The 26,473-nt window shown below is 70.4% G+C and carries 23 protein-coding genes and 1 pseudogene; 14 read left to right on the forward strand and 10 right to left on the reverse strand.

From position 1 onward, the window contains the following. Nucleotides 1-94: 94 nt before the first annotated feature. From AMETH_RS15520 to AMETH_RS41905, 3 genes are all read left to right on the forward strand, one after another. Nucleotides 95-976: a universal stress protein gene (locus AMETH_RS15520; protein ID WP_017988188.1), complete on the forward strand. Its 882-nt coding sequence runs from the start codon at nucleotides 95-97 to the stop codon at nucleotides 974-976. A gap of 28 nt (nucleotides 977-1,004) precedes the next feature. Continuing rightward, on the forward strand, nucleotides 1,005-2,354 hold the full coding sequence (locus AMETH_RS41900) for an HAD-IC family P-type ATPase (RefSeq protein WP_223843159.1): 1,350 nt from the start codon (nucleotides 1,005-1,007) through the stop codon (nucleotides 2,352-2,354). Between the two features lie 70 nt (nucleotides 2,355-2,424). Beyond that, complete coding sequence (locus AMETH_RS41905; RefSeq protein ID WP_275451572.1) at nucleotides 2,425-3,396, forward strand: HAD-IC family P-type ATPase; 972 nt, start codon at nucleotides 2,425-2,427, stop codon at nucleotides 3,394-3,396. Between the two features lie 92 nt (nucleotides 3,397-3,488). On the opposite strand, the gene AMETH_RS42585 is transcribed toward AMETH_RS41905, so the two are convergent. The 6 genes and pseudogenes from AMETH_RS42585 to AMETH_RS15550 all read right to left on the reverse strand — a co-directional run bounded on the left by AMETH_RS42585 (nucleotide 3,489) and on the right by AMETH_RS15550 (nucleotide 7,822). Continuing rightward, nucleotides 3,489-3,722 carry a dienelactone hydrolase family protein gene (locus tag AMETH_RS42585; RefSeq protein WP_410468253.1) on the reverse strand — a complete coding sequence of 78 codons (234 nt, stop codon included), beginning with the start codon at nucleotides 3,720-3,722 and terminating at the stop codon, nucleotides 3,489-3,491. Between the two features lie 76 nt (nucleotides 3,723-3,798). Then, a pseudogene (locus AMETH_RS42590) lies at nucleotides 3,799-3,870 on the reverse strand (dienelactone hydrolase family protein); the annotation flags it as partial. Nucleotides 3,871-4,141: 271 nt separating this feature from the next. Then, a complete protein-coding gene (locus AMETH_RS15535; RefSeq protein WP_017988190.1) occupies nucleotides 4,142-4,549 on the reverse strand; it encodes a DUF1003 domain-containing protein in 408 nt (135 codons plus the stop codon). Next, nucleotides 4,546-5,064 carry an SDR family NAD(P)-dependent oxidoreductase gene (locus AMETH_RS15540; protein ID WP_020486788.1) on the reverse strand — a complete coding sequence of 173 codons (519 nt, stop codon included), beginning with the start codon at nucleotides 5,062-5,064 and terminating at the stop codon, nucleotides 4,546-4,548. Before AMETH_RS15540 ends, AMETH_RS15535 begins: the two co-directional genes overlap by 4 nt. Before the next feature lie 122 nt (nucleotides 5,065-5,186). Continuing rightward, nucleotides 5,187-6,629, reverse strand: coding sequence for a purine-cytosine permease family protein (locus AMETH_RS15545; protein WP_017988192.1), 1,443 nt, complete (start codon nucleotides 6,627-6,629; stop codon nucleotides 5,187-5,189). Between the two features lie 44 nt (nucleotides 6,630-6,673). Further along, nucleotides 6,674-7,822, reverse strand: coding sequence for an FAD-dependent oxidoreductase (locus AMETH_RS15550; RefSeq protein ID WP_017988193.1), 1,149 nt, complete (start codon nucleotides 7,820-7,822; stop codon nucleotides 6,674-6,676). 63 nt (nucleotides 7,823-7,885) lie between these two features. Between AMETH_RS15550 and AMETH_RS15555 the strand changes: the two genes are divergently transcribed. From AMETH_RS15555 to AMETH_RS15570, 3 genes are all read left to right on the forward strand, one after another. Next, nucleotides 7,886-9,661 (forward strand): amidohydrolase, encoded by a 1,776-nt coding sequence (locus tag AMETH_RS15555; protein ID WP_209436874.1) that lies wholly within the window; start codon nucleotides 7,886-7,888, stop codon nucleotides 9,659-9,661. A 49-nt stretch (nucleotides 9,662-9,710) separates the two neighbouring features. Then, on the forward strand, nucleotides 9,711-10,727 hold the full coding sequence (locus AMETH_RS15560) for an Lrp/AsnC family transcriptional regulator (protein ID WP_026154013.1): 1,017 nt from the start codon (nucleotides 9,711-9,713) through the stop codon (nucleotides 10,725-10,727). Nucleotides 10,728-11,191: 464 nt separating this feature from the next. Next, on the forward strand, nucleotides 11,192-11,974 hold the full coding sequence (locus AMETH_RS15570) for a putative hydro-lyase (RefSeq protein ID WP_017988197.1): 783 nt from the start codon (nucleotides 11,192-11,194) through the stop codon (nucleotides 11,972-11,974). 9 nt (nucleotides 11,975-11,983) lie between these two features. Here the strand turns inward: AMETH_RS15570 and AMETH_RS15575 are convergent, their stop codons facing one another. From AMETH_RS15575 to AMETH_RS15585, 3 genes are all read right to left on the reverse strand, one after another. Next, on the reverse strand, nucleotides 11,984-12,829 hold the full coding sequence (locus AMETH_RS15575; protein ID WP_017988198.1) for a C45 family peptidase: 846 nt from the start codon (nucleotides 12,827-12,829) through the stop codon (nucleotides 11,984-11,986). A gap of 36 nt (nucleotides 12,830-12,865) precedes the next feature. After that, nucleotides 12,866-14,548, reverse strand: a complete 1,683-nt coding sequence (locus AMETH_RS15580; RefSeq protein ID WP_017988199.1) for a purine-cytosine permease family protein — start codon at nucleotides 14,546-14,548, stop codon at nucleotides 12,866-12,868. Nucleotides 14,549-14,825: 277 nt separating this feature from the next. Further along, nucleotides 14,826-15,842, reverse strand: coding sequence for an SIS domain-containing protein (locus tag AMETH_RS15585; RefSeq protein ID WP_051079606.1), 1,017 nt, complete (start codon nucleotides 15,840-15,842; stop codon nucleotides 14,826-14,828). A gap of 145 nt (nucleotides 15,843-15,987) precedes the next feature. Here AMETH_RS15585 and AMETH_RS15590 point away from each other — a divergent pair, with 145 nt between their 5' ends. Genes AMETH_RS15590 through AMETH_RS15625 form a run of 8 tightly spaced genes read left to right on the forward strand, consistent with a single transcriptional unit; the run spans nucleotide 15,988 to nucleotide 25,180 of the window. Then, on the forward strand, nucleotides 15,988-17,376 hold the full coding sequence (locus AMETH_RS15590; RefSeq protein WP_017988201.1) for an ABC transporter substrate-binding protein: 1,389 nt from the start codon (nucleotides 15,988-15,990) through the stop codon (nucleotides 17,374-17,376). Beyond that, entirely contained in the window at nucleotides 17,360-18,322 is a 963-nt protein-coding gene (locus AMETH_RS15595) for a carbohydrate ABC transporter permease (RefSeq protein WP_017988202.1), read from the forward strand. The genes AMETH_RS15590 and AMETH_RS15595 overlap by 17 nt, the downstream gene beginning before the upstream one ends. A 1-nt stretch (nucleotide 18,323) precedes the next feature. Then, nucleotides 18,324-19,184, forward strand: coding sequence for a carbohydrate ABC transporter permease (locus AMETH_RS15600; protein WP_017988203.1), 861 nt, complete (start codon nucleotides 18,324-18,326; stop codon nucleotides 19,182-19,184). A gap of 14 nt (nucleotides 19,185-19,198) precedes the next feature. After that, nucleotides 19,199-20,311, forward strand: a complete 1,113-nt coding sequence (locus tag AMETH_RS15605) for an ABC transporter ATP-binding protein (protein WP_167345522.1) — start codon at nucleotides 19,199-19,201, stop codon at nucleotides 20,309-20,311. Next, a complete protein-coding gene (locus AMETH_RS15610) occupies nucleotides 20,301-21,518 on the forward strand; it encodes an alanine racemase (RefSeq protein WP_017988205.1) in 1,218 nt (405 codons plus the stop codon). Before AMETH_RS15605 ends, AMETH_RS15610 begins: the two co-directional genes overlap by 11 nt. Then, entirely contained in the window at nucleotides 21,511-22,581 is a 1,071-nt protein-coding gene (locus AMETH_RS15615; protein ID WP_081924791.1) for an ROK family transcriptional regulator, read from the forward strand. The genes AMETH_RS15610 and AMETH_RS15615 overlap by 8 nt, the downstream gene beginning before the upstream one ends. Then, on the forward strand, nucleotides 22,578-23,546 hold the full coding sequence (locus AMETH_RS35775) for an N-acetylglucosamine kinase (protein ID WP_051962081.1): 969 nt from the start codon (nucleotides 22,578-22,580) through the stop codon (nucleotides 23,544-23,546). The genes AMETH_RS15615 and AMETH_RS35775 overlap by 4 nt, the downstream gene beginning before the upstream one ends. After that, complete coding sequence (locus AMETH_RS15625) at nucleotides 23,537-25,180, forward strand: N-acyl-D-amino-acid deacylase family protein (RefSeq protein ID WP_017987808.1); 1,644 nt, start codon at nucleotides 23,537-23,539, stop codon at nucleotides 25,178-25,180. The genes AMETH_RS35775 and AMETH_RS15625 overlap by 10 nt, the downstream gene beginning before the upstream one ends. Here the strand turns inward: AMETH_RS15625 and AMETH_RS15630 are convergent. Then, nucleotides 25,165-26,472, reverse strand: a complete 1,308-nt coding sequence (locus AMETH_RS15630) for a CapA family protein (protein WP_017987809.1) — start codon at nucleotides 26,470-26,472, stop codon at nucleotides 25,165-25,167. The two genes, AMETH_RS15625 and AMETH_RS15630, sit on opposite strands and share 16 nt — an antisense overlap. Nucleotide 26,473: the final 1 nt, after the last annotated feature.

Consider the following 26,473-nt stretch of genomic DNA (forward strand, 5'->3'; position numbering starts at 1 on the left):
CGCGCGACGTGCGGATGAGCAGGGCCGGAAGTCCTCGCCGCGGATGACCATGGCCCGCAGCGGCGCCCGGCCCGCTGTTCCTAGCGTCGGTGTCATGAACACGAGCAACGCGAAGTACGCGATCGTCGTCGGGATCGACGGCTCCGGGGAGTCCCTTCGGGCCGTCCGCTGGGCAGCCGCCGCCGCGCGGCTGCGTCACGAGCCACTGCACATCGTCTACGGGTTCGCGCCCCTGTCGGGCTTCTACGGGGCCGGCATGCCAGTTCTGCAGAACGCCTACGACGACCTCGTGCGGGCCGGCGAGCGCGTGGTGGCGGAGGCAGTCGGCGCGGCCAGGGAGATCACGGGCGAGCACGTGCGGATCACCTCCGAGATGCCCAACGAGCCGGCGGCGCCGCTACTCGTCGAACGGTCCCGCAACGCCCGCATGATCGCCCTAGGCAGCTCCGGCACGGGCGGCTTCACCGGCATGCTCATCGGATCGACCACGGTGGCGGTCTCGGCGCACGCCGCGTGCCCGGTGGTGGTCGTCCGCGGCCGGGACGCCGAGTCCGGTCCGGTGGTGGTCGGGGTCGACGGCAGTCCCTCCGGGGAGCGCGCGCTGGCCATGGCGTTCGAGGAGGCGTGCCGCCGCGAGACCCCGCTGGTGGCGGTGCACGTGTGGAGCGACGACCAGTTCACCGGCTTCTACGGCTCGCTGCCGCTGGCGCTGGACTGGGAGGAGATCGAGCGGGACGAGCAGCGGCTGCTCGCGGAGCGGCTGGCCGGGTGGCAGGAGGAGTACCCGGACGTCAAGGTCGAGCGGGTCGTTGTGCGCGACCGGCCGCGCCACCAGCTGGTGGAGTGGAGCGGGCAGGCGCAGCTGGTCGTGGTCGGAAGCCGTGGCCGCGGCGGGTTCACCGGGCTGTTGCTGGGCTCGACCAGCCAGGCCCTCATCCATCACGCGGAGTGTCCCGTGATGGTCGTCCGTCCCTGATCCGCGACCGGATCCCCAGGAGAACGTGATGCGAGCTGCCTCCGGCGCGGTGCTCGACAACGGGTTGTCCGCGGCCGAAGCCGCCGAGCGGTCGCGCCGCGACGGGCCCAATGCCCTGCCCGCCGCACGGCGGGCCAATCCGGTCGTGGAGTTCGTCAAACAGTTGGTGCACTTTTTCGCCCTCATGTTGTGGGTCGCCTCGGGGCTGGCGCTGCTGGCGGGGATGCCCGCGCTGGCGATCGCGATCGCCGTGGTCGTCCTGGTAAACGGGGTGTTCTCGTTCGTGCAGGAGTACCGCGCCGACCGCGCGGCGGAACGGTTGCGGGACCTGCTACCCGTGCGCGCCACCGTGCGGCGGGACGGCAAACCGATCACGGTCGACGCCACCGAGTTGGTGGTCGGCGACGTGCTGTTGCTGGAAGCCGGAGACCGCGTCTGCGCCGACGCCACCGTGCTCTCCGGCGGCCGGCTGTCGGTGGACGAATCGTTGCTGACCGGGGAGAGCGCTCCCGAGCATCCGGACGAGGGTGGCCGCGTGCACGCCGGCACCTACGTCGTGGAGGGGCACGGTGCCGCCTCTGTGACGGCCACCGGCACGCACACCAGGCTGGCCGGGATCGCCCAGATCACGGCACAAGCTACCCGCCCGCGCAGCCCGCTGACCGGGCAGTTGCAGCGGGTGGTGCGGATCGTCTCGGTGATCGCGGTGTCGGTGGGCGTGCTGTTCTTCGGGATCGCGCTGCTGCTCGGCTTCGCCCCGGGCGAGGGGTTCCTGTTCGCCATCGGGGTAACCGTCGCGCTCGTGCCGGAAGGTCTCCTGCCGACCGTGACGTTGTCCTTGGCCCGTGCGGTGCAGAAGATGGCCGCGCGCAACGCGCTCGTGCGGCAGCTGGAGTCCGTGGAGACGCTGGGCGCCACTACGTTCATCTGCACCGACAAGACCGGGACCCTGACCCGCAACGAGATGTCGGTGGTGGCCGCCTGGACCGCGGACGGGACCGTGACCGTGGACGGCGAGGGGTACCTGCCCGAGGGACGGCTGTACGGGAGCTCCGCGGCGCTGAGCGCGGCGGGGGCCCTGGCCGATTCCGCGGCGCGCTGCTCGCCGGACTCGCGGGCGGTGGAGCGCGGCGGGACGTGGCATCCGGTCGGCGACCCGATGGAGGTCGCCTTGCACGTGCTCGCGAGCCGTGCCGGGCGGCCCGCTCCGCCGCCTCCGCTCGGCCGCCGGCCATTCGACCCGTACCGGCGCCGCTCATCGGTGTCCGATGTGGACGGCCTCCATGTGACGGGCGCGCCGGACAGCGTGCTCCCGCTGTGCGTGGACCTGCCCGCCGGCGCGGCCGACGCGGTGCAGGAGCTGAGCGCGCCGCGATGATCACCGGCGACCACCCGGCACCGCGGCCGCGATCGCCGCCGAAATCGGGTTGCTGGGTGCGGACCGGGTGGTGGTCGAGGGCACGGAACTGCCCGGGGACGACACGGCGCTCGCCGAGTTGCTCGACACCGACGGGGCGGTGGTGGCGCGGGTGAGCCCGGAGCAGAAGCTGCGCATCGCGAGGGCGTTGCAGTCGCGCGGGCACGTCGTGGCGATGACCGGCGACGGGGTGAACGACGGCCCGGCGTTGCGCACCGCCGATATCGGCGTCGCCATGGGTGCCTCCGGCACCGACGTCGCCCGTGAGGCCGCCGACCTGGTGTTGCTGGACGACCGCTTCACCACCATCGTCAGGGCGATCGAGCTGGGGCGGGCCACGTTCGCCAACATCCGCCGGTTCCTGACCTACCACCTCACGGACAACGTCGCCGAGCTGGCGCCGTTCGCGGTGTGGGCGCTCTCCGGCGGCTCGATCCCGCTGGGTCTCACAGTGCTGCAGGTGCTGGCGCTGGACATCGGCACCGACCTGGTGCCCGCGCTCGCGCTCGGCGCGGAGCCGCCCAACCCGCGCACCATGCGGGGCCGGGCGCGCACCGGCAACCTCATCGACGGCCGGCTGGTGCGCCGGGCATTCGGGGTGCTCGGCCCGGCCGAGGCGCTCACCGCGATGGCAGCGTTCCTGGCAGTGCTGCTCGCCGGCGGCTGGTGGTTCGGGGAGGAGCCGGGTGCGGCGCTACTGGCGACCGCGTCGGGAACCGCTTTCACCGAGATCGTCCTCGGCCAGCTCGCCAACGCGTTCGCCTGCCGCAGCGAAAGCAGCTGGATCGGCCGCCGCGGTTTCCGGGGCAACCCGCTGCTCCTGTGGGCCACCGCGCTGGAAGCCGGGATGCTCGCGGTGTTCCTGCTGGTTCCGCCGTTGCCCGGCCTGCTGGGCAGCGACCCGCCGACCCCGTTGGGCTGGTCACTCGCGGCGCTGGCGGTCCCGGCGGTGTGGGGAGCGGATGCGCTGCACAAGGCCCTCCGCGCCCACCGGGTCCGCTGAGCCCCGCGTGCTAGGCCGGCCGGCATGCGCTGCGCGCGCTGCCGGTTCGTCAGCCCCTCACCGATGATGTCGAGCAGGGCCGGTGCCCCTCGTCAGCGCAGGTGGTCGCGGAAGAAGGTGACTATCCGCCGTCGCGCGTCGGCGGTCGCGGCCTGGTCGTACCGGGTGCCGGGCAGGCGCCCCAGCACCCGCAACATCAAGGTCAGGTCGGCCGGGGCATGGTCGTTCATGAACCCGTGCCCGGCGCCGGGGTAGATCTTGACGTTGTGGGGCACGCCGAGGCGGGTGAGGAGGTCGTCGAGGCGGCGTCCGGCCTTGGCGCCCAGGGGCCCGGCCCGCGCCGCAGAAGCTGCCGACGACCGGGCAGGCTCCGGCCAGCCACGCTTCGGCGTCGGCGGGGCATCCGCCGTAGTTGACGGCCGCGGCCGCGTAACCGCGGTCCGGCGCCAGCGCGAGGGCGTACCCGCCGCCCATGCAGAACCCGATGACGCCGACCGCCGGTGCACCGGTCGTCCCCGGCGAGCAGAGCACGGGCGGCCGCGATGTCGTCGAACGTCCGCCCCCGCCGGGCGCCGATGTCCCGTATGGATCGTGCGCAGGCAGCCGAGCCGGCTGCCCCAGTGGTACAGATCGGGCGCGACGGTGAGGAGCCCTTCGCCCGCGAGCCAGTCAACCTGGGCCCGCGGGTCGTGGCTCACCCCGGTGGAGTCGTGGACCACCATTGGCGTGCCGATCAGCAGGTCCGTCACGACGGGCTCCGGTCGTCGGCCAGCATCCGGCGGTGCAGCTCGGCCGTCATGGCGTGGATGGGCCGGGTCAGTTCGGTGTTGGTCTTGAGCTCGAGTTCCTGCTGGACGAACTCGTGGTCGGCCTTCATCTGCTGGAAGGCCGCCTGCCGGTTCTGCCCGATCATCACGAACGTGGACAGGAAGATCGCCTCGAACGACACGACCAGGGTGAGGGTGGGCCAGGGACCGCGCTCAAGGGCCAGCATCCAGGCCGCGATCCCGATCGCGTGCAGGTAGACGAACCACATCGAGCCCGCGAACCGGGTGATCGAGTCGGCGAGCCGCAACTGCGCGTCACCGCTGCGGTGGGCGCGGTGGGCGACCACCGCGGGGTGGTGTCGCGGCTCGCCGCTCGGCTGGATCACGACAACAGCGCTCCGCCATCGACGACGATCTGGGTGCCCGTCGTGTACGAGGACAGCTCCGAGGCCAGGAACAACGCGGCCCGGCCGATCTCGTCCGGGTCGCCGAGGCGTTTCATGGGGATCCTGGCCAGGAACCCTTCGAGCACGGCCGCCATGTCCACCCCCGCCGGGGCTGCGGACTGCGCGGCCGCCACGCCCGGGGTGGCGATGCCGCCGGGCCCGACGCCGTTCACCCAGATGCCGTGCGGTGCCAGTTCCAGAGCGACGTTCTTGGTGAACCCCCACGCGCCGTGCTTGGACGCGTCGTAGTGCGCCAGCCCGGGAGCCGACGGGTGCAGCGCGTCGATCGAGGTGATGTTGATGATCCGGCCGCCTTCGCCCCGCTCGATCATGTGCCGCGCCACGTGGCGCGTGCACAGGAACAGCCCGTGCAGGTTGACCCGGAGCACGCGCTCGACCCTCGGATCACCGGCTCGTCCTTCGGCGCGGGCCGGTGTCGTGGAGGCGGCCTTCATGGTCCTCGACGAGCTTTCGCGCCCGGCCGGCTGTCCCGCTGGGGGGCCGGTAGCCCGGCTGCCACCCCGACCGGTTGTCGGCGGTCGGGGTGGCAGCCGGGCTGGGGCGGTGCGCCTCCGGCTTACCCGAGGGTGTGCAGCGCCGGTACTCCGCTCGGTTGCCCGCCGGGTGTGCGCGGGTTGTTGCGGATCTTGCCGCTGAGGAGGAGGTACAGACCGCCCGACACCAGCAGGCCCACGATGAAGGCGATGTCGGCGCCCCCGAGCGCCGTGGTCATCGGTCCCGTGTAGAAGCCGAGCGACAGGAACGGGATCATCGCGAGGAACCCACCGAAGTAGGCGGTCAGGCCACGCCACGCCCAGCGGCCGTACACGCCCCCGTCGGGGTCGCTGATGTCGGCGATCGCGTAGCGGCCGTGGCGGACGAGGTAGAAGTCGACCAGGTTCACGGCCGTCCACGGAACCAGCAGGTTCACCATGATCATGATGAACTCCTCGAAGCTGCTCATGTAGTCGGCGGGCATGGTCACGCTGATCAACGCGCCGACGACGCCGACGAACACGACTCCCGTGATCCGTACGCGCAAGGTGGGGTTCACCCGCCTGATCCCGTCGACGATCGTCATCCCCGAGAGCATCGCGCCGTAGGCGTTGACCCCGGAAGTGCCGATGAGCGCAGGGAGGGTGGCCAGCACGGCCACCACGCCGAAGCCGGGGAAGATGCCGTCACCGATGTGGTAGAGCTCGGTGAGCGCGTTCGGGCCCGGCACGTAGCTGGCGATGAGGCTGCCGAGGCAGGCGAGCCACGCCGCACCGGTGAAGCCGCCCAGGAACGTCCAACCGATCAGCTTGCCCTCGGGAAGGTCCTGCGGTAGGTACCGGGTGTAGTCCGAGACGTAGATGCTGTAGCTGATCTGGTACCCGCCGGCGGCCGCGAACTGCGCCAGGAACGCCGAGAACGTGAACCCGGACGAGACTGGCGTCGCCCCGCTGAGCGGGAACCGGACGACGGCGGCGACCGTGAGGATCGCGAAGATCACGATGATCAGGTAACTGAAATACCGCTGCACGGTGTGCAGCAGGTCGTGTCCCACCACGGCGATGACGACCGCGACAACCGAGAACACCAGGTACCAGACACGGCCGCCGGACAGGAACATCGCGACCGCGTCTCCGGCGAGAACCATCTGGAAGACGTTGTACCCGACGTAGATGAACACGGCCATCAGGAGCGGGAAAATCGCTCCGCGTGAGCCGAACTGCGCCCGGGACTGGATCATCTGCGGTAACCCGAGCCGTGGTCCTTGGTTGGCGTGCAACGCCATGAACAGGGTGCCGAAGCCCATGCCGCAGACAACCGCGACCAGGGACCACACCAGTCCCAGCCCCAGCGACGGCCCGAGGAAGCCGATCAGAAGAGAGGGCAGCATGAACCCGCCGGTGAGCCAGAACGGGCCTTGGTGCCACGCCTTGCCGTGTCGTTCGGTGAGGGGGATGTAGTCGATCGAGCGACGCTCCACCACCCCACCGGTTGCGCCCGCTCTGGCGATGTTGTTGCCCGCCATGAGGAACCTCCTTGTTCCTGTGCTGTGGATGCTTGTGCGCGGATTCAGCCGCGCTGGTCCTGCCGGACCAGCTGGGCGCCTTGGTGTGCCGCCACGTTGACCCGCTCCTGCCAGGCCCTGGACCGGCCCGCGAACCAGACCAGCGCCGAGCGGACGTCGGCCAGCGGCCGCGGCCAGCGGGTGCCGACCTTGCCGTAGAGCCGCGAGTACCGTTGCGTGGCGTCGGTGACGGGCCGCTGCCGGGATTCCCAGGCGCGCAAGGCGGACGGCACGTCCGTCGCGCCCTCCAGCACCAGCGCGAGCGCGTACCCGTTCGTCATCGCCAGGCAGGCCGCCTGACCCAGGTTCGGCGACATCGCGCTCGCCGCGTCACCGATGATCGCGACGCGCCCCTTGACCCAGCCGTGGCACCGGACGTCGGAGAACGAGGCCCACCGCGACACGTTCGGGATCCGCTCGATGGTGTCGCGCAGAGCGGGAAACGAGCGCACCCACGACTCCTTGTCGAGCGGCTTCTGCCTGCCGACGAGATCCTCGGCGGGGCAGCAGGTGTAGACGTAGACCTGGTCCGGGGTGACGGGGACGACACCGACGCGCCGGCCACCGTTCCAGTACTCCAGGGCGTGGTTGACCGGGTCCTGCGGCGTGCGCGGGATCAGGTGACGGCTGCACCCGTCCTCCAGGTCCCGCACCGCCAGGTTCAGTCCGACCGCGTTGCGCACCGGCGAGCCGACGCCGTCCGCGCCGACCACCAGGTCCCCGCGGAGGGTCTCCCCGGATTCGAGGAGCAGCTCGCCCTCCGGGGTGGCTCCGGCGACCAGGGAATTCGTCACGATCTCGACACCGGCCCGGACCGCCGCGTCGGCCAGCGCGCGGTGCAGATCGGTGCGCAGCACCGTGAACAGGCGGGTGTGGTCGCCCTTCATCCAGTCGTCCTGGATGAGCCGGCGGCGTTCGTCGAACAGCTGCCAGCTGGAGACCCGCTCGGCTCGGTGCGTCGCGTCGTCGTAGGCGCCGATCTCCTCGAGAACCCGCAAGGCGTTCTCCCACACGAAGATCCCGGCGCCGATCTCGCGCAGCTCGCGGCCGCGCTCGTGGACCCGGACGCTCCAGCCGCGCTGGGCGAGTGCGGTGGCCACGGTCAGCCCCGCGAGGCCACCCCCGGCGATCTCCGCGTGACGAACGGCAGACATGACGGACCTCCCTGTGAAGGAAACAGTCGGACGTGAAGTAGGGACGAACGTAATCAGTCGCTGATGACGTCTGTCAAGCGCTTTTTCGTTCTTGACGACCTGATAAGTGGCCCATATCGTCATCAAGACATCCACGACGGGCTGGGTGCAGTCCTCGACTTGGGAGGTAACGCCGAGATGGGCAACGCTGCGGACCTGGTTCTCTTCTCGAACCGGGTCGTCTGGCTCGCCGACGACGATCCGGTGTCCCCTGGTTTCGTCGCCATCCGCGGTAACGACATCGTCGCCACCGGCCCCCGGGAGCAGGGGCGGGAGCACATCGGGCCGGCGACCGTCGTCAAGGACTTCGCGGCGCGGCCGATCATGCCCGGCTTCGTCGACGTGCACGCGCACATGGAGGTCGCCGCGCGCACCCTGTACCAGACGGTCGACTGCCGCGCGCCCCGGTGCGCCGACGTCGGCGACGTTCTCGACACCCTCCGAGCGCATCTCGGCGACGCGGTCGATGGCTGGCTCGTCGGCCAGGCCAATCTGTTCTTCGACCAGAAGCTCGCCGAGAAGCGGCTGCCGACCCGTGCCGAGCTGGACTCGGTGAGCACCGAGGTCGCGATCGTGGTCCGCGCCGGAGGCCACGTGAGTGTCCTCAACAGCCCGGCGCTGGCCCGTGCCGGCATCGACCGCGATTACCAGGCCGCCGACTACAGCATCACCGGTATGCCGACCGTCGAAAGGGACGAGGACGGCGAACCGACCGGTGTGGTCAAGGAGATGGACAACCTCCTGCCGCTGCCCCGCCTCTCGGGCAAGGACCTGCGCCACGCCATCCGCCAGGGCGTGCACGACCTGTTCACCGTCCACGGCGTCACCACGATCGGGGAGATCTCGGAGACGGTCGAGGGTCTGCGTGAGATGGACCGGCTGCACCGCGACGGTGAACTGGGCGCCCGGCTGCGGATCTACCTGTGGACACCGGGAACCGTCAGCCTGGAGCAGGCGTGCACCCACGCCGACTGGCTCGGACTGGAAGCCGCGGACGACCTGATCCGGATCCACGGCGTGAAGATGTTCTCCGACGGCGGCTATTCGGCGGCGAGCGCCGCGATGAAGCGGCCTTACGTCCTCGACGGCCACGGCCACCACTGCGGTCAGGTGGCGCTCAGTCCCGAGCAGGTCGCCGCGGCGCTCGAGCGGACCGCGGCGGCGGGGCTCCAGCTCGCGATACACGCCAACGGTGACCGTGCGCAAGAAGCCATGTGCGAGGCGATCATCGCGGCCGGCGGTGTGCCATCCGGAGCGCCCGCGCCCCGGATCGAGCACGCCGGCAACCTGCTGCCAGAGCCGGAAGCGACCGCGTTGTGGCGCCGGGCGGGCATCATACCCGTGCCGCAGCCGGTGTTCCTCTACACCTTCGGCGACTTCTTCCCCACCTATCTCGGCGACTACGGCAAGCGCGGCCGGTTTCCCTTCCGCGACCTGCTCGACGAGGGCTGGCCGATCACCGGCAGCTCCGATGTGTGGATCGGCTCGGAGGAGCGCGCGACCAACCCGTTCTTCAGCATCTGGTGCACCCTGCGGCGGCAGTCGTTCTTCGGGGAGATCCTGGACGGAGACCAGCGGATCACCGTCGTGGAGGCCCTGCGGATGCACACCGTCAACGCGGCGGCCACCCTGGGCGAGGGCGACCGCTACGGCAGTCTCGAGCGGGGCAAGCGCGCGGACGTGATCGTGCTGGACCGCGACCCCTTCGCGTGCTCGGACGACGAACTGCTCGACGTGCGGGTGGACGAGGTGTACTTCGGGGGCGAGCTCGTCCACGCCCGCTCGGCGGCTCCCGCGTAAGCGGGGTTGGGCCGGGGCCCCGGCCCGGGAGCCAGCTATGTTCCCTTCCATGTGCGGACCCGACGACCCGGTGCCCAGTTTCCTGCCAGGGGTGTTCCCGCTTCCCAGCGACGACGGAAGCAGCGGGCTCAGCGATACCGATCGCGCTCTGATTCGCGCGTTGCAGGCCGACGGCCGGCAGTCCTTCGTGGCGTTGTCGAAGGCGATCGGCGTTCCGGAGCGGACGATCCGGCGTCGCGTGAACCAGCTGCTCGCGGACCAGGTCATCCAGATCACCGCGGTCACCGATCCCGCGGTCCTCGGTTACCGGGTGGCGGCGCTGGTCGGTCTGCATCTCGACGGCGGGCGGAACGTCCGTGCGGTCATCGCGTCCGTCACCCGGGTCGCCGCCGTCGACTACGCCGTGATCACCACCGGCCGGTACGACGCGCTCGTCGAGGTGCTGTGCCGCGACACGAGCGAACTGCTGTCGGTGGTGCACGAGTCGCTGGCGCCGCTGCCCGGGGTGCGCGGCGTGGAGATCTTCCCCTACGTGCAGCTGCACTACCAGGAACCGGAGTGGGACGCCGCCCAGGAGAAGGCCCGCAACGGCGTGCGCGACGTACGCGGCTCGCTCGACGCGACGGACCGGAAGATCGTCGCCGAGCTCACCGGCGACGGACGGCTCGCCTTCTCCGTCATCGGGGACCGGCTGGGCATGTCCGAATCCCAGGTCCGCAAGCGGGTCACGCGCCTGCTCGCTGAGCGGATCATCCGGATCACGGCCATCGCCAACCCGCGCAGTCTCGGTTTCGAGAACCAGGTGTGGGTGGCGATCCGGTGCACCCCTGGGCACAGCGTGGCGGATCTTGCCGAGACCCTGACGAGAATTCCGTCGATCACCTACGTCGCCGCGTGCGCGGGCCGCTTCGACATCTTCGCCGAGGCGGTCTGCCGTAGTACCCAGGACATGGCCCGTCTCGTCGACGGCGAGATCAGAACGCTGACCGGGGTCACTCACACCGAGCTGATGCTCTGCCTCGACCTGTACTACCGCGCGGTCCAGCCGCCGCTCGAGCCGGAGTGAGGGCCTGTCCGGTCACCGTCACGGCGACCGCCAGCATCCGCCAGGGTCTCGGGCTCCGGCAACAGGTTATGTGGGTATCGTAGAACAATCCCACGAGGTGATCTCGGATTTGGTGGCGCGCAGCGGATGGGGGGACAAGTCGGACATCACGAAGATGCTCGCCGGTGCCCATCCGCTACCGGGCGCCCGCACCGCGCTCGTCGACGGGCTGACCGGTCCCGCCGGGCTGGGCGAGCTGACAGGGAACCTGGCCAGCCGAGTCGTCGGCAATGCCCATCGGCATCGACGGCCGGGCCGCGCCGTGGGGACTCCCATCTTCTGTCCTGGCGGCGACCGGCACCCGCTGGTCTTCCCGCGGGATCACGTGACCACCTGCACGCACGAGCCCGGCGGGGCACCTGGCCCGTTACCCCCTGCAAACCGTCTCCGGCGATCGCCGGATCCGATTCCCCTGAGGAGCGTTCATGCACATCACATCGGTCACCAGCCCCGCCGAGGCCCGCGGTCGCTTCCGGGCCGGGGTGCGGGTGCCGACGGCGGGCTGGGCGCCCGGTCACGCCCAGGCGAACATGATCATCGTTCCCCGGGAGTACGCCTACGACGTGCTCCTGTTCGGGCAGCGCAATCCCAAGCCCTGCCCGATCATCGACGTCTCCGACGCGGGCAGCCCGCACACCGCGCTGGCCGCGGATGCCGATATCCGCACGGACCTGCCGGCGTACCGGGTGTGGCGGGACGGGGAGCTCGTCGACGAGCCGGGCGACATCACCGGATACTGGGCCGACGATCTGGTGACCTTCCTGATCGGCTGCAGTTTCACCTTCGAGACGCCGTTGGTCGCCGCGGGGATCGAGGTCCGGCACATCAGCGCGGGCAGCAACGTGCCGATGTACCGGACCAACCGCCCGTGCCGGCCCGCGGGGAGGCTGAGCGGCCCGATGGTGGTGTCCATGCGGCCGATCCCCGCCGACCGGGTGGCGGACGCCGTGCGGATCAGTGGCCAGTTCCCCGCCGTGCACGGCGCCCCGGTCCACATCGGCGAGCCCGCGGCGCTCGGCATCTCCGACCTGTCCACTCCGGACTTCGGCGACGCCGTCGAGATCAAGCCGGGCGAAGTGCCCGTCTTCTGGGCCTGTGGTGTCACCCCGCAGGCGGCGATCATGGCGTCCCGGCCGCCGTTCGCGATCACCCACGCCCCGGGCCACATGTTCGTCACCGACGTGCCCGACCACACCTACGCGGTGTAGGAGCCCCGTTCAGGACATGAGCCGCACGCCCAGGGGCGTGATCGTGCCGTCAGCGGTGGTGAGGTCCCCACTTCCGGAACCCTCCGCCAGCGAGAAGCGGACGAGCCGTCCCCACGGCGTGCGGCTGTCCTGCTCGTACCCTCGTGGGCTGCCACACGGAAAACCGAACCCGAACCACAGGTGCCCGGACGGATCGATGATCTCGCTGGAGATCGTGCCGTCGGTGGTGCCGTGGTTGCACAGCGAACGGCCGTGCTTCCCGGCCGGCCCGCCGTCTTCCCGGTGGTCGCGCAGAACGTGCCGCAACGCTTCCGGGCTGGCGGTGTCCAGCGCGCCGAGCAGCTCGCTGCCCCGGCCCTGCCGGTGGGTCGACGCGGTGGAGTCGTCCCAGGACGGCGCGGCTTTTTCCGCCAGAAACCGCCACCCGTTGGCGCGCGCTTCGGTGCCGGTCGCAGGGGGCCGCACCTCCACGCGCCCACCCCCCACCTCGACGACCGCCATCCCCCCCGACCTGTCGGCGAAGAGGTAGTTGCCCGGCAACGTCTCGTCTCCGGTCAGATAGGTCAGTCCCTCCTCCACGGTCGACGCGGTGGCGAGCATCCGGGCGGACCACTCCTGCGCGGGGTGGTCCGCCATGTCCTGCTCCGGCACGAACGCGTAGGTGAAGCCGAGCCCGGCGGCGTTGACGCCGCGAGTGAGCATTCCAGCCCACGGCACGAAGACATCGGCGTCGGGCACGACGACGCGGACCGCCAGGTACGAGTGGCGTTCACCACTCGCGGCCAGCAGATGATTCGTCGTGGTGTACGGGTTGTCGCTGTTGCTGGCCAGCAGCCAGTGCCGGGGCCCGTTCATCCCTGCCAGGAAACACATGACTCCTCCGATGTGGATTCAGGATTGCGGGACGTCGTCCGCCGACGCCCGGTGTTCGCCGCGCAGGCGCGCGTTGGCCGCTTCGAGGCCGGGCGTGCGCGGCGGTAGCGGCGCGATCTGCACCAGGACCTGCTCCGGCATCGAGCGGCAGGCGTCGCCACACTCCTTGGTCTGCATGCAGTCCTCGGAGCAGATCCACTGCTTGTGGAACGGGCACGGGAAGAGGTCGTCGGTGCTGACGACCTCGCCGTCGACGGGGCAGGCGACGACGAGATCTTCTCGCGGCCAGGTGATTCGGGAGCGGATCGCGTACTGGCGGCCGCGTGCTCGCACGCCCAGCCACCAGGTCAGTCCGCCGGCGATCAAGAAGCTGACCCAGTTCGACAGGTAGAGCGTGACCTGGCCGCCCAGGAGCCCGAGCAGTCCGCTCACCGCCAGGAAGGAGCCGACGACGGTAGCCGTGAACAGGGGAATCACCCCGGTCCAGTTCCAGTGCTTGAGCATGGCGCGGCGATACTCGATGAACCGGCCGTTGGCCGGCCCGTGCCCGCCCCGTCCCCGGACCAGCAGGAGGTCGGCGACGCTGACACCGATCCAGGCGGCCAGCAGCACACCTTCGACGGCGAGGACGGTGCCCAGGTGACCGAGGACGTTGAGGTACATCGACAGGGTGCCGGCCACCACCATGACGACCGCCCAGAAGGACCTGCCGGGCGTGAATCGCAGGCGGGAGAAGAAGTTCGCCAGCGAGAGCGAGCCGCTGTAGGCGTTGATCAGGTTGATGCGCAGCTGGGTGACCACGATGAGCAGGAAGCCGGCGACGCCCATGATCGTGACCATGTACTGGCCGGGATTGGTGTCTCCGCCCGAGGACGCCCACAGGAACAGGCCGATCCCGCCGGCGATGACGTAGGCGCCGAAGGCGTACGGGAGCAGCGCCACCCAGAGCGCGCCGCGCCGGCCGCCGCGGACGAGGCTCTGGTCGTTCGCGAGCAACCGCCCCATGTCGGCGTGCCCGAACGCCACGTTGCCGACCAGTCCGTTGTACGACGCCACCGCACCGAGCAGGCCGACTCCGCCCACGGCACCCATGTGCGCGGCGAGAAACTCGCCGGTGGCGGACATATCCGACCGGGCGAGCACGATGATCAGCAGTGCCGCCAGCCCGACGACGTAGACGTAGAGCGTCCACTTCTGGAACTTGGCCACGAACTGCAACCCATACAGCACCAACGGCAGGAACACCAGGCCCACCAGCAGGTAGGAGATCTTCAGCGGAATTCCCGTCTGCGCGGACAGGGCGCTGGAGAGGATCTGACCCTCGGTCGCGAAGTAGGTCAGCCAGCTCACCCAGTAGAGCAGGGTGGTCCAGGCGGCACCATCGAAGCCGAGGCCGAGACCCCGCGACATCAGCGCCGAACCCAGTCCCGTGCGCGAGGCTGTCTTCACGTACAGCACGTTGAGCAGGGTCTGCACCACGACCGCGTAGGCGATGGCGATCAGCACGTTCGCGATGCCGAACGACGCCGACAACCCCGCGGGCAGCGAAAGGAAGATGGCTGCCGTGGCACCGCCCAGCAGTGAAAGCACGACCTCGGACGTGCGATAACGCCAGGTGGGTGGCACCTTGCCCAAGGCGTAGTCGTTGCGTGCGACGCTGCCGGACCCGATGCGCGCGGGCATGTCGCCGGTATCGCTCATCGTCTCTCCTCAGTCATTCGTCGAAATGGGGCGCAGCATCTCGCGGAAGCCCCGCGACTGCGCCCGGACAGTGACGGTGGCCGGGTCCCAGGACACGTTCGGCCACCCCGTTTTGTGGAGCTTACGGATTGTTCAACAGGGCTACAAGACTGTCGTATGTGGACGACGCCGTTCCGGGTCTCGCGGCGAGGACCGCGGAGTGGAAACCGGGTTGCCCGGCCATCGGATGCCGGTGCAGCACTCCCCGGTGGCAGCAGCTCGGCGCCGCGGCTGTGTCTCACCGCGTTTCGGTGACCTTGGAGAGTCCGCGGGGCGAGTCGGGGTTGTTGCCGCGCGCGAGGGCGAGGTGCAGTGCGAAATGCTGGAACGGCAGGATTTCGGCGATCGGGGAGACCTCTTCGGACAGACCGCCCGGAAGCACGATGCCCGCGCTCGAGCCGGGGACGGTCTCGGCGCTGCCGACGTACCACGCCTCGGCGCCCAGGTTGCGGATCCTCGTGATCGCCTCGCGCATCGCCCGGGCGCCGACGCCTTCGGCGGCGATCACGAGGACCTTCGCGCCGCGGTCGACCATCGCGATGGGGCCGTGCAGCAGGTCGGCGCCGGAGAACGCCTGGGCCGGCAGGTACGAGGTCTCCATGAGCTTCAGCGCCGCCTCGTGCGCGGTCGCGCTGGAGTAACCCCGTCCGGTCACCACGAAGTTCGTCGTGCCGCGGTGTCCTTCGGCGCTCTCCCGTACGCCGTCCTCCAGTGCCAGCAGCCGGTCGCCCGCACCGGGCAACGCCGCGGCCGCTTCACCGTCACCGCCGCGCAGCTGGTCGACGAGCAGGTACAGGCTCAGCAGCTGGGCGGTGTAGGACTTGGTCGCCGCCACAGCGCGCTCCGGCCCGGCGAGGATGTCGATGTGCAGCTCCGCGGCCTGTGCCAGGGGGGACTGGGTGTCGTTGGTCACCGCCAGCGTCAGCGCGCCGCGGCGCCTGCTCGTCTCGACGGTCTGGACGAGATCCGGCGACCGGCCGGACTGGCTGACCGCGACCACCAGGACATCGCGCAGGTCCGGGCTCGTGCCGTAGGCGGTCACCGTCGAGGGTGAGATCAGCCCGGCCGGCAGCTGGTGGACCACCTCGAACAGGTACTTGGCGTAGAGGGCCGCGTGGTCGGACGTCCCCCGAGCGGCGAAGAGCACGAACCGCGGTGCCGCCCGGCGCACGGCCGTGGTGACGGGCTCGATGCGGCCGCGTTCGGCGAGACCGCGCCGCCACACCTCGGGCTGCTCCGCGATCTCGGTCCACATCGTCGTCCCGGCGCTGCTCGGCCGGACCTTGCCGAAGGTCTGGGTCACGTTCGTCGTCCTCTCCCGGCACCCCGAAGTGAGGCGCCTGTTGACACTGATCAGCTCTATGAGTAAACCTTAGGAAAGTTTCCGAAGAAAGGTCCCCATGTCCCCACTCTCACGACGACGGCTCCTGCGGGCCGCCGGGCTGACCGCGCTGGCCTTCGGCGCGGGGCCGGCTCTGTCCGCCTGCGCGGGGAGCCAGGCGCGCACACCGCGTGGCGGGCCGCCGCTGTCCGCCCCGGCCGCCGGCGGTGCGAACCTGAACATGCGCATCTGGGGCGCCTACCCCGACTTCGTCGGCGGCGTCGTCGAGGACTTCGAGCGGACCTACGGAACCACCGTCGACCTCGGGGTGATCGCGGGCGACTACCCGTCCCTGATGACGAACCTGCTCAGGCAGAGCACCCCGCTCGACATGGTCTACAGCCTGTGGCACATGCCCCAGGCCTACTACGAGGCCGGCTGGATCCGCGACTTCGAGCGGTTCTGGGCCAGGGCGGACGCGAAACGGGAAATGCTGCCCGCCGTGCGCGACGCGCTGACCGTCAACGGAAGCCTGATCGGCCTGCCGTACTTCGCCTTCGTCAACGGCGCGCTGTTCGCCAACACCGACGTGCTGCGCAGGGCGAATCTCGAAGGTCAGTACCCGACGACCTACGACGAGCTGTACGCCCAGGTCCGCTTGATCAAGCGGCGCGGCGCGAGCGACACGCCGTACCTGCCGTCGTTCTGGTCGGCGCCGTGGTACGGAATTCCGTTCGGCTTCATCCAGGAAGCGCTCAACCGGAGCATCCCGCTCTTCGCCGACGACGGCCATCCGGTGTTCGACGAGCACTCCGCCGTGGTCGACATGCTGAAGCAGTGGCGCAGCCTGTACAGCGAAGGCCTGGTGCCCAAGGGCGTGCTGACGTTCCAGGAATCCGACTGGACCGAGACGTTCGCCAAGGGCGGCATCGCCTACTCGCCCCAGCTGCAGTACGACCTGAAGACCTTCGCCGACCCGAAGACGTCCCGGGTGGCGGGCAAGATCGTGCCTGTTCCGCAGCAGGGGCAGAACTGGGGCATGCTGCACGTCGGCGCGTACCTGATCGGTGATCACGGCCAGAGCGACGACGTCCTCGCGCAGACGTACGACCTCGCGCAGCACTTCGGCTACCGGGACCGGCGCACCGGCCGCTTCGACGTGCCGACGGCCTGGGCGAAGAACTACTACATGACCCAGGGCTACGCCGAGGTCAACAACAGCCCGGAGGTCGCGGAGGCGGTCGCCCGGTGGCTGCCGGACCCGGAGACCAACTGGCCCGTGCTGCAGGACTACCTCGCCAAGCCGCAGGCCGCGACGAGTCTGTTCCACACGACGTGGGGGCCGACCTGGATGAACTACGCCTCCCACGAACTACCGAAGGCGGTCAACGGCGACGAAGACGCCGAAACGGTCGTGAAGAACCTGCGGACGAAAGCGGAGAGCCTGATCGATGTCTACGGTCACTGATCCGACTGCTCCGGCCCGGCCGCCGAAGGCGCGTGGTGCCGCGTCGGCCCGCATCCCGTTCAGCTCACGGCTGAGCCCGACCCGCTTCGGCTTCCTGCTCGTCGCGCCGGTACTGGTGCTGGTGCTGGCGATCGTCGTGTACCCGGTGGCGTACTCGCTCTACCTGAGCTTCGTGCGCACGAACCCGATCACCGGCAGTCAGACCTTCGTCGGCCTGAAGAACTTCCACAACGTGTTCACCGACCCGGCGTTCTGGCACTCGACCTGGCTGACGCTCTACTACGTCGTCTGCGTGACGGTGCTCGCGGCCGGGATTTCCCTGGGCATGGCACTGCTGCTGCGGGAGAAGTTCATCGGCCGGCCCGTGCTGATGGCCGTCATCGTGCTCCCGTGGTCGTTGTCGACGTACGCGGCCGGTGTCGTCTGGCGCTACGTCTTCAGCCCGCAGTACGGCCTGCTGGCCGGGATCTTCGAGAAGTTCGGACTGTCCCCGGTGGACTTCCTGTCCCAGAACTCGGTGATCCCCTCGCTCGCGGTCGTGCACGCGTGGCAGTTCGCCCCGCTGGGTGCCTACTTCCTGCTCGCGAGCCTGCAGGTGATCCCGGAGGACCTGTACAAGCTCGGCAAGGTCGACGGCATGGGGATCCTGCGGCGGTTCACCGCGATCACCCTGCCCTACATCCGGCTGCCGCTGTCGATCTTCCTGGTGCTGGTGGGCGGTCAGGCCGCGACGGCGTTCGACCTCATCTACTTCCTCACCTCGGGCGGGCCGGGCTCGGCGTCGCGGACGCTGACCTACGACATCTACCAGCAGACGTTCCAGGACCAGAGCTTCGGTACCGGCGCCGCCACCTCGTGGGTGCTGCTGGTGGTCCTCACCGTGGTCACGGCCGGCTACTACGCGGTGGCCATGTCGTCATCGCGGCGCGAGAAGGAGGCGAGCTGACATGACGCTCCGCCGTAAGGTGATCATCCACCTACTGGCGCTGATCGCGTTCGTGTGGTCGGTCGCGCCACTGGCGTGGATCCTCGTCATCTCCCTGATGTACCACCACGAATTCGGCTCCGCCGACATCCACCTCCTGCCCGACCAGCCGACGCTCGCGAACTACGTCCGCCTGCTCGGCGGATCCGCGGCGAACTGGGACGGTTCGCGCATGGAGCCCAACGCCTACGGGCCGTTGATCCGCGCGGGCCTGCTCAACAGCGCCGAGGTCGCCGTGTGGGTGACGGTGCTCAGCATGCTCGTCGCGGTGCCGGCGGCCTATGCGCTGTCCCGCGTGCAGATGCGCTTCCGCAAGGCAGGCCTGCTCACCGTCGTGGCCACCCGGGCCATCCCGCCGGTCGCCACGACCGTGCCCTTCTTCACGCTGTACCAGACGCTGAACCTCGCCGGCACGAAAACCGGGCTGGTGGTCGCCCACCTGACGATCACGGTGCCCCTGCTCGTGTGGATCGGTACGAGCTTCTTCGGTGGACTGCCGCCGGGGCTCGAGCGGATCGCGCAGGTGGACGGATGCTCCCGCTGGCAGGCGTTCTGGCGCATCGTGGTGCCTGCTTCGCGTCCGGCCATGACCGCGATGGCGGTGATCGCGTTCCTGACCTCGTGGGACGAGTTCACCTTCGCGCTGATCTTCAACACCGGGACGCCCGCGCAGACGTTCCCGGCGGCGCTGTCGAGCATGTTCTTCCAGGTGTCGGTCCCGACCGACGTCGCGGCCGCCACCGTGCTCGGTCTCATCCCGCCGCTCGTGGTCGCGGCGATCTTCCAGCGGTATATCCGCAAGGTCAACCTGGTCGGTCTTTAGAGATGGACGTTCCCATGCACACAGAAACACCCCAGGTGCGCGTCGTCGTCGACGCGGTCACCAAGCGGTACGGCAAGTCACCGCGCAAGGCCCTCGACAACGTCAGCCTCGACATCGAGGCGGGGGAGATGCTGGCCATTCTCGGTCCTTCGGGCAGCGGGAAGACCACGCTCCTCAGCGTCCTCGCGGGACTGGAGACCACCGATTCGGGGCGCTTGCGCTTCGGCGAGGACGACGTCACCGACGTGCCCGCCGAACGCCGCAACGTCGCCGTCGTGTTCCAGTCCTCGATGCTGTACCCGCACCTCTCCCTGCGGCGGAGCATCGGCTTCGCGTTGCGGCTGCAGAAGGTCGCGGAGGCCGAGATCACGGCCCGCATCGACGAGGTCGCGGGCTGGCTGCGGATCGCGCACCTGCTCGACCGCAAACCACACGAGGTGTCCGGCGGCGAACGCCAGCGCGCCGCGATCGCCAAGGCGCTCGTGTCCCGGCCGGCGCTGCTGCTCATGGACGAGCCGTTCTCGGCGGTGGACGCCCAGCTGCGCCGCCAGCTGCGCACCGAACTCGTCAAGCTGCACAAGGAGTTCGGCACGACGACCGTGTTCATCACGCACGACCAGGAAGAGGCGATGGGGATCGCGGACCGGGTCGCGGTGATGCGTGACGGCAGGCTGGTCCAGGTCTCCGAGCCGCTCGAGCTGTACCGGCGCCCGACGTCCGCGTGGCTGGCCGACTTCGTCAGCGTGCAGCCGTTCAACCTGGTCGGCGTGCGGCACCGCGGCGGCGGCATCCTCGAAGCCTTCGGCGGTGATGTCGTCCTCTCCGCGCCACGCTCCGGGCTGCCCGAGGAGTTCGATCTCGGGATCGCCCCCGAGCACGTGACGCTGCGTCCTGCCGACGGGTCCGAGCTGCGGATCTACACCCGGGAGGTCTTCGGCGGCCAGCTGAAGTACACCGTGCGCACCCCGCACGGTGACGAAATCGTCGCGGTGAGCGGTGAGGAGAACGCCCTCGCCGTCGACACGCCGGTCGAGGTGGCCGTCGACTGGCGGCGAGCCCTGGCCTTCGGCGCCGACGGCGCCCGACTCGACATCGACCTGGACGGGGAGATCGCCCGTGTTCCTTGAGCTGCTCGAACGACGCAACCCCGGCCTGCTGCGCGCCGCCGGTGACCTGGCCCTGCGGCGGCGGATCCCGCCGAACACCTTCGTCCTCGACGTCGACGCGATCGCCGCGAACGGGGCGGCGATCCGCGCCGAGGCGGAGCGCCTCGGCCTGAGCCTGTACTTCATGACCAAGCAGATCGGCCGCAACCCGCTGGTGACGGCCGCGCTGACCGGCGAAGGCGGCCGGGAGACCGTGGCCGTCGACATCGCCGACGCCAACGCGCTGACCGGCAACGGTTTCGGGCTCGGGCACATCGGCAACCTGGTCCAGGTTCCCAGCATCGACATCCCGCGGATCGTCGGACTGGAACCGGAGGTCATCTCGGTCTTCAGCCTCGACAAGGCGGCTCAGATCGCCGAGGAGGCCGCCCGCCAGGGGCGCGTCCAGGGACTGCTGCTGCGGGTCGCCGATCCGGACCGCGACACCTACCTCCCCGGGATGGACGGCGGCATCCTGCTCGCCGAGCTGGAGGCGACCGCCCGCGCCATCGCCGCGCTGCCCGGCGTGCGGATCGACGGTGTCACGACCTTCCCCGCGCTGGCCTACTCCGAGGCCGCGGAGCCCCGCCCCACCGGCAACTTCGACACCCTGCTGACGGCTCGCGACATCCTGACCGGCATCGGCGTCGAGGTGCGCCAGGTGAACGCGCCGGGCAACACGTCCGCGTACACGCTCGCCACCCAGGCGAGGCTCGGCGCCACCCACGTGGAGCCGGGTCACGGCTTCCTCGGTACCACACCGTTCCACCTCAAGCAGGACCTGCCCGAGATCCCGGCCGCCTGCTATGTCACCGAGGTGGCGCACCACGTGGGCGACCGCGCCTACGTCTACGGCGGTGGGTTCTTCGTCGACGACCCGGTCTGGCTCGATCCGGGCTTCCGCCGCAAGGCGATGGTCGGTCGCACCGCGGGCGAGCTCGCCGAGCACCGCGAGGAGTTCTTCGGCGCGGGAGCGGGCGAGACCGGCGGGTTCGGCGGCATCGACTACTACGGTTTCCTCAGCGGCACGCCGCGGACCGTTCCCGTGGGCGCGACGGTTGTGATGGGATTCCGCATGCAGTCCTTCGTCACGCGGGCGAACATCGCGGTCGTCGGCGGTGCCGCGGGCGAGCCCCGGCTGCTCGGTGTGTTCGACCAGATGGGAAATCGGCTACCTACCTATGTCTGACATTCGCACGGCGGACCGAGGTGACATCCGGGACGTCAACCTGGCGGCTGTCGTGGACACGCTGCGGCGGCACGGGTCCGTCACCCGCGCGCGCATCGCGCGGGAGACCGGGCTCAGCTCGCCGACCGTGTCGGCGATGGTGACCACGCTGCTCGAAGCGGGCCTGGTCACCACCGCCGGCTCCGGACCGGCGACCGGTGGCCGCCGCGGTGACCTGTACGAGCTCAAGGCGGACGCGCGGCTCGTGCTGGCGGTGGACCTGAGCTCGACCCCACCGCGGCGCGCGCTCGTCGACCTCCGCGGCGACATCGTCGGCGGATCCGCCGCCGACCTTCCGAAGTCGGCGCTGCGCTCGTCGCAGGCCTTCGTCCGCTGGGTCACCAGTTACGCGGCGTCCCTCGACGGGCTCGTGGGGATCGGGGTGGCCGTCCCCGGTGTCACCGATCCCGTCACCGGCACCATCGAATGGGCGCCCAGTCTCGGCTGGCGCGACGTACGGCTGCGCGATGATCTCCGGCCGGCGGGCGCCGCGGTGATCGTGGTGGACAACGACCTGAACCTGGCCTCGCTGGGGGAACACGCCTTCGCCGACGAGCGCGTCTCGGACCTGGTGATGCTGGGCCTGCGGGGCGGCCTCGGCGCGGGAGTGATTCTGGGCGGCGCGCTGCACCGGGGTGTGCACTTCGCGGCGGGCGAGATCGGCTACCTGCCGGTGATGCCCGGCACGCGGGGCACCAGGGACTTCGGCGCGCTGGAATCCACCTTGTTCGACTCACTCGACGAGCAGGCGGCCGGCGGGGGCGGGCCGGACATCGTGAAACTGCTGTCGTTCGCCTGCGTCGCGGTGGCGGCGGTGCTGGACGTCGCGGTCATCGTCCTGGGGGAGGAGCTCCTGCGGCACGGCGAGGACCTGCCTCGCGAACTGCACCAGCGGCTCGCCGAGGTGCTGCCGCACCCGCCGGCGGTGGTCGCCTCGAAGCTGGGAGCGGACGGAACCCTTCGCGGGGCGGCCGCCGCAGTGCACGCGGAAATCACCCACGACATCCGGCGGCTGCTCGCGTGATCTTCGTCGGAATCGATGTCGGCGGCACCTCGTCGCGCTGCGTCGCAGTGGACACCGCGGGAAAGGTGCTCGCCCGTGGCGGCGGCCCCGGCTCCAACGTGCACCGCCACGGGATCCCGGAGGCGGCTCAGCGCGCTGTCACCCTCGTCCGTCGGACGCTGGCGGGAGCCGGGTCCGCGGACGGCCCGGTTCACGCGGCCGTCTGCACCGCGGGCCTCGACACCGAGGAGACCGCCCGCACCTTCGCCGCGGTGCTGCGCGACCTCGCGCCGGAAGTCGTGTGGCGGCTGGAGAACGACGCGGTCGCCGCGTGGAAGGGCGCGTTCGGGGCGGGGGAGTCCGGGGTGGTCGCGATCTGCGGCACCGGAGCGGTGGCCTTCGCCCGGCACGACGGGCGCCAGGCGCGGGCAGGCGGCTGGGGCGCCGCACTCGGTGACGAAGGAAGTGGCTACGACATGGGGCGGCGGGCGCTGCTCGCGCTGTTGCGGCATCAGGACGGCATGGGCCCGGCGACTTCGCTGCGAGAGCCCGTCCTGAACCACCTCGGGCTGAGCCGGACCGAATCCATCATCGATCACGTGCATTTCCACATGCAGCCCTCGCACGTGGCGGCGCTGGCGCCCCTCGTGCTGGGGCAAGCCGGGGAGGGCGACGAGGTCGCGGTGTCGGTAGTGGATGGGGTGGCGCGGTCGCTGGCCGGGATGGTCGCGGCGGCCGCGCGGACGGTGCGGGGGAACGAGGAGCGCGAGATTCCGTTCTCGCTCGCCGGCGGGGTCTCGGGCGACGAGTACTTCGCCGGGCGGGTGCGGCGGCATTGCGCCGACCCGGCGCTGCTGACGCCCTGGCACCGGCCGGAGGCGCCCCCCGTCGTCGGTGCGGTCTACCTGGCGATGGAGGCCGCGGGCACGTTCAGCGCGGTGGACCTCACCCAAGATCACGTCGATAGGTACCAGACATGCAACTAGATCTCCTCATCCGCAACGGGCTCGTCGTCGACGGGACGGGTGCGCCTGCCTTCACCGCCGACGTCGGCATCGCGGGAGGGCGCGTCGCCTACGTCGGCGTGCTGCCCGAAGGGGTTTCGGCGCGCCGCGAGATCGACGCCACGGGCAAGGTCGTCTCGCCCGGTTTCCTCGACATCCACAGCCACTCCGACTTCGTGCTCGCCGACCCGGCGCACGAGGACATCCTCGGCTGCTTCCTGCGCCAGGGCATCACCACGCTCGTCACCGGGAACTGCGGTTTCGCGCCCGCCCCGGCGAACCCGGAGTTCGGGGCCGAGATGAGGGACTACACGTCCTTCCTGCGGTCGCGGCGTTCGGTCACCGACTGGCCCACGATGGGCGCCTACCTCGACACCCTGACCGACCAGGGCGTGGCGCTGAACGTCGTCCCGCTCGCCGCGCACGGAGCGCTGCGAATCGCCACCATGGGTTTCGCGAAACGTGAACCGGACGCCGCCGAACTCAGGCGGATGGTCGCACTGCTCGACGAGGCCCTGGACGCCGGTGTGTACGGCATGTCGGCCGGGCTGGCATACGCGCCGGGGATGTACGCCGGCACGGCGGAGATAACCCGCCTCGCGACGTCGGTCGGCCGTCGCGATGGCCTGTTCACCTGCCACAGCAGGGGTTTGTCCGAGACGCTGGTGGACGCGGTGTCCGAGGTGGTCGACGTCGCGGCCCACGGCGAGGTGCGGACCCAGTTCTCCCACCTGTGTGCGCTCGGCGAAGCGAACTGGCCGCGGATCGGCCGCGCGATCGACACGCTCGAGTCGGCCCGGTCGCGCGGTGTCGACATCGCCACCGACTGTCAGGCCTACATCGCCGGCAACACCACCCTCTCCGCGCTCCTGCCGCCGTGGGCCCTCGAAGGCGGGATGGACGCGGTCGTCGAACGCCTCGCCGACACCGGTACCCGCTGCCAGATCCGGCGTGCCATCGAGCACGAACGGCCGCAGTGGCCGACCGGCGCGGGCGGCTGGACCGACAACATGATCGCGTCCCTCGGCTACGACAACATCCTGCTGCTGACCATCGGGTCGGACCGGTTCAAGGACTTCGAGGGGATGTCTCTGGCCGGGTTCGCGGCCGCCATCGGCAAGGACCCCTTCGACGCCACCATGGACCTCGTCGTCGCCGACCGGGGCGAGACGATGATGCTGGTGGTCGGCTCGGCCGGCAGCATGCGCTCGGACGCGCCCCTGCGGGAGGTTCTACGCCTGCCGTACACGGCGCTGGAAACCGACGCGATCGTGACGGGTGAGGGCAAGCCCAACCGTGGCGCGATGGGTGCCTATCCCCGCATGCTCGGGCACTTCGTTCGCGACGAGGGCCTGCTCTCCCTCGAACAGGCGGTGTACCAGATGACCGGGCTGGCCGCCGACCGCATCGGTCTCTCCGATGCTGGGCGGCTGCGCGCCGGCTGCGCCGCCGACGTGGTGGTCTTCGACCTCGCCGAGATCGAGGACACCACCACCTACCTCGACACGACGTCCGCGCCGAGGGGCCTCGAGTACGTGCTCGTCAACGGAACCGCGGTCGTCGATCAGGGGAGGTACCGCCCGAGCCGGGCCGGCCGGGTCTACCGCAGGTCGTGATCCGCTGCGGCGTGCACGGTGAACCACTCGCCCCTGGGCCGCAGACGGGTGCCGTAGGGCTTGGACAGTTCCGTCAGCTCCGCGCCGATCGCGGCGGATTCCGCGCCGCTCGCGAGTTCGGGTGTGCCCCGGCGGGCCGCGGGCCGGTCACGGCCGAGGGAGATCGGCCACAGCTCGACGCCGGTGAGGTCACCGTCCTCGAACGTCAGGGTCGCCACGACCGACCGGGCGTACTCGGGGTGCGCCGGGAAACCGGGGGAGGTCACCGCGCGCCGCGCGCCGGGCGAGCCGGGAGCGGCCCCGAACACGTCGTAGGAGTGCGGGGTCAGCCGGTCCTGCAGGTGGATCTGGTCCACGAAGTTGCCCAGGCCGTAGAAGATCGGGCGCCCGCGGTAGAACTCGATGCCCCGCAACCGGTGCGGCCCGTGGCCGGCGACCACGTCGGCACCGCTGTCGATGACGGCGTGCGCGAACTCGCGCTGGAAGGCCGCCGGCTCGGTCAGCGCCCGGCCCTGCTCGTGCCCGTGCACGCTGACCACCACGACGTCGGCCCGCTCGGCGGCCTCGGCCACCCACCGCTGGATGCGTTCCAGGTTCCGGGAATCGCACCAGGTCTCCACGGCCGGTTCATCCGCCGCCCGGAAGACCTGCCCGAACAGCCGCTCGTCCCGCTCGTCCGGCAACGGTGGCAGGAATCCCATGTCCACCACGTACTTCAGCTGTTCGTCGAGGCCGAGATCGCGGTGTGCCGCCCGGAGCGCGGTGAGCTGCCCGGGCGGTACGCGCAGCCGGGTGTGGAAGCGCAACGGGTTGAGCCCCGGCCGGGGCGGCATCAGGTCGGCCGGGCCGCTGGCGTCGTCGCCGGTGCCGAAGGTGGACGTGCAGGCGATCACCGCGACGCTGCCGGCCTGCCGGTCGACGTAGGCCGGCAGCGTCGCCTCCTCCAGCGAGTTCCCGGCGCCCGCGTGCGCGAGCCGGCGGGCGGCGAGCTCCCGGATGGTGCCCGCCATGCCGGGAACGCCCAGGTTCAGCGCGTGGTTGTTGGCGAACGACACGACGTCGATCCCGATGTCGGCCAGTTCGTCGAGCACGCGCGCGTCCGCGGTGAGGGTCGGGTTGAGCGGGTGGGAGGTGTGCTGCCCGGCGTGGTCGGCGGTGACCATCTCCAGGTTGGTGAACGTGACATCCGCTTCCCGCAGGAGGGTCCGCAGCGCCTCCGCGGCGGGGGTGGCGCGCACCACCGCCCCGCGGGTGATCATGGTGTCGCCGGACAGCGCCAGTACCAACCCCATC

It is taken from the genome of Amycolatopsis methanolica 239, from assembly GCF_000739085.1.
Taxonomy (GTDB): domain Bacteria; phylum Actinomycetota; class Actinomycetes; order Mycobacteriales; family Pseudonocardiaceae; genus Amycolatopsis_E; species Amycolatopsis_E methanolica.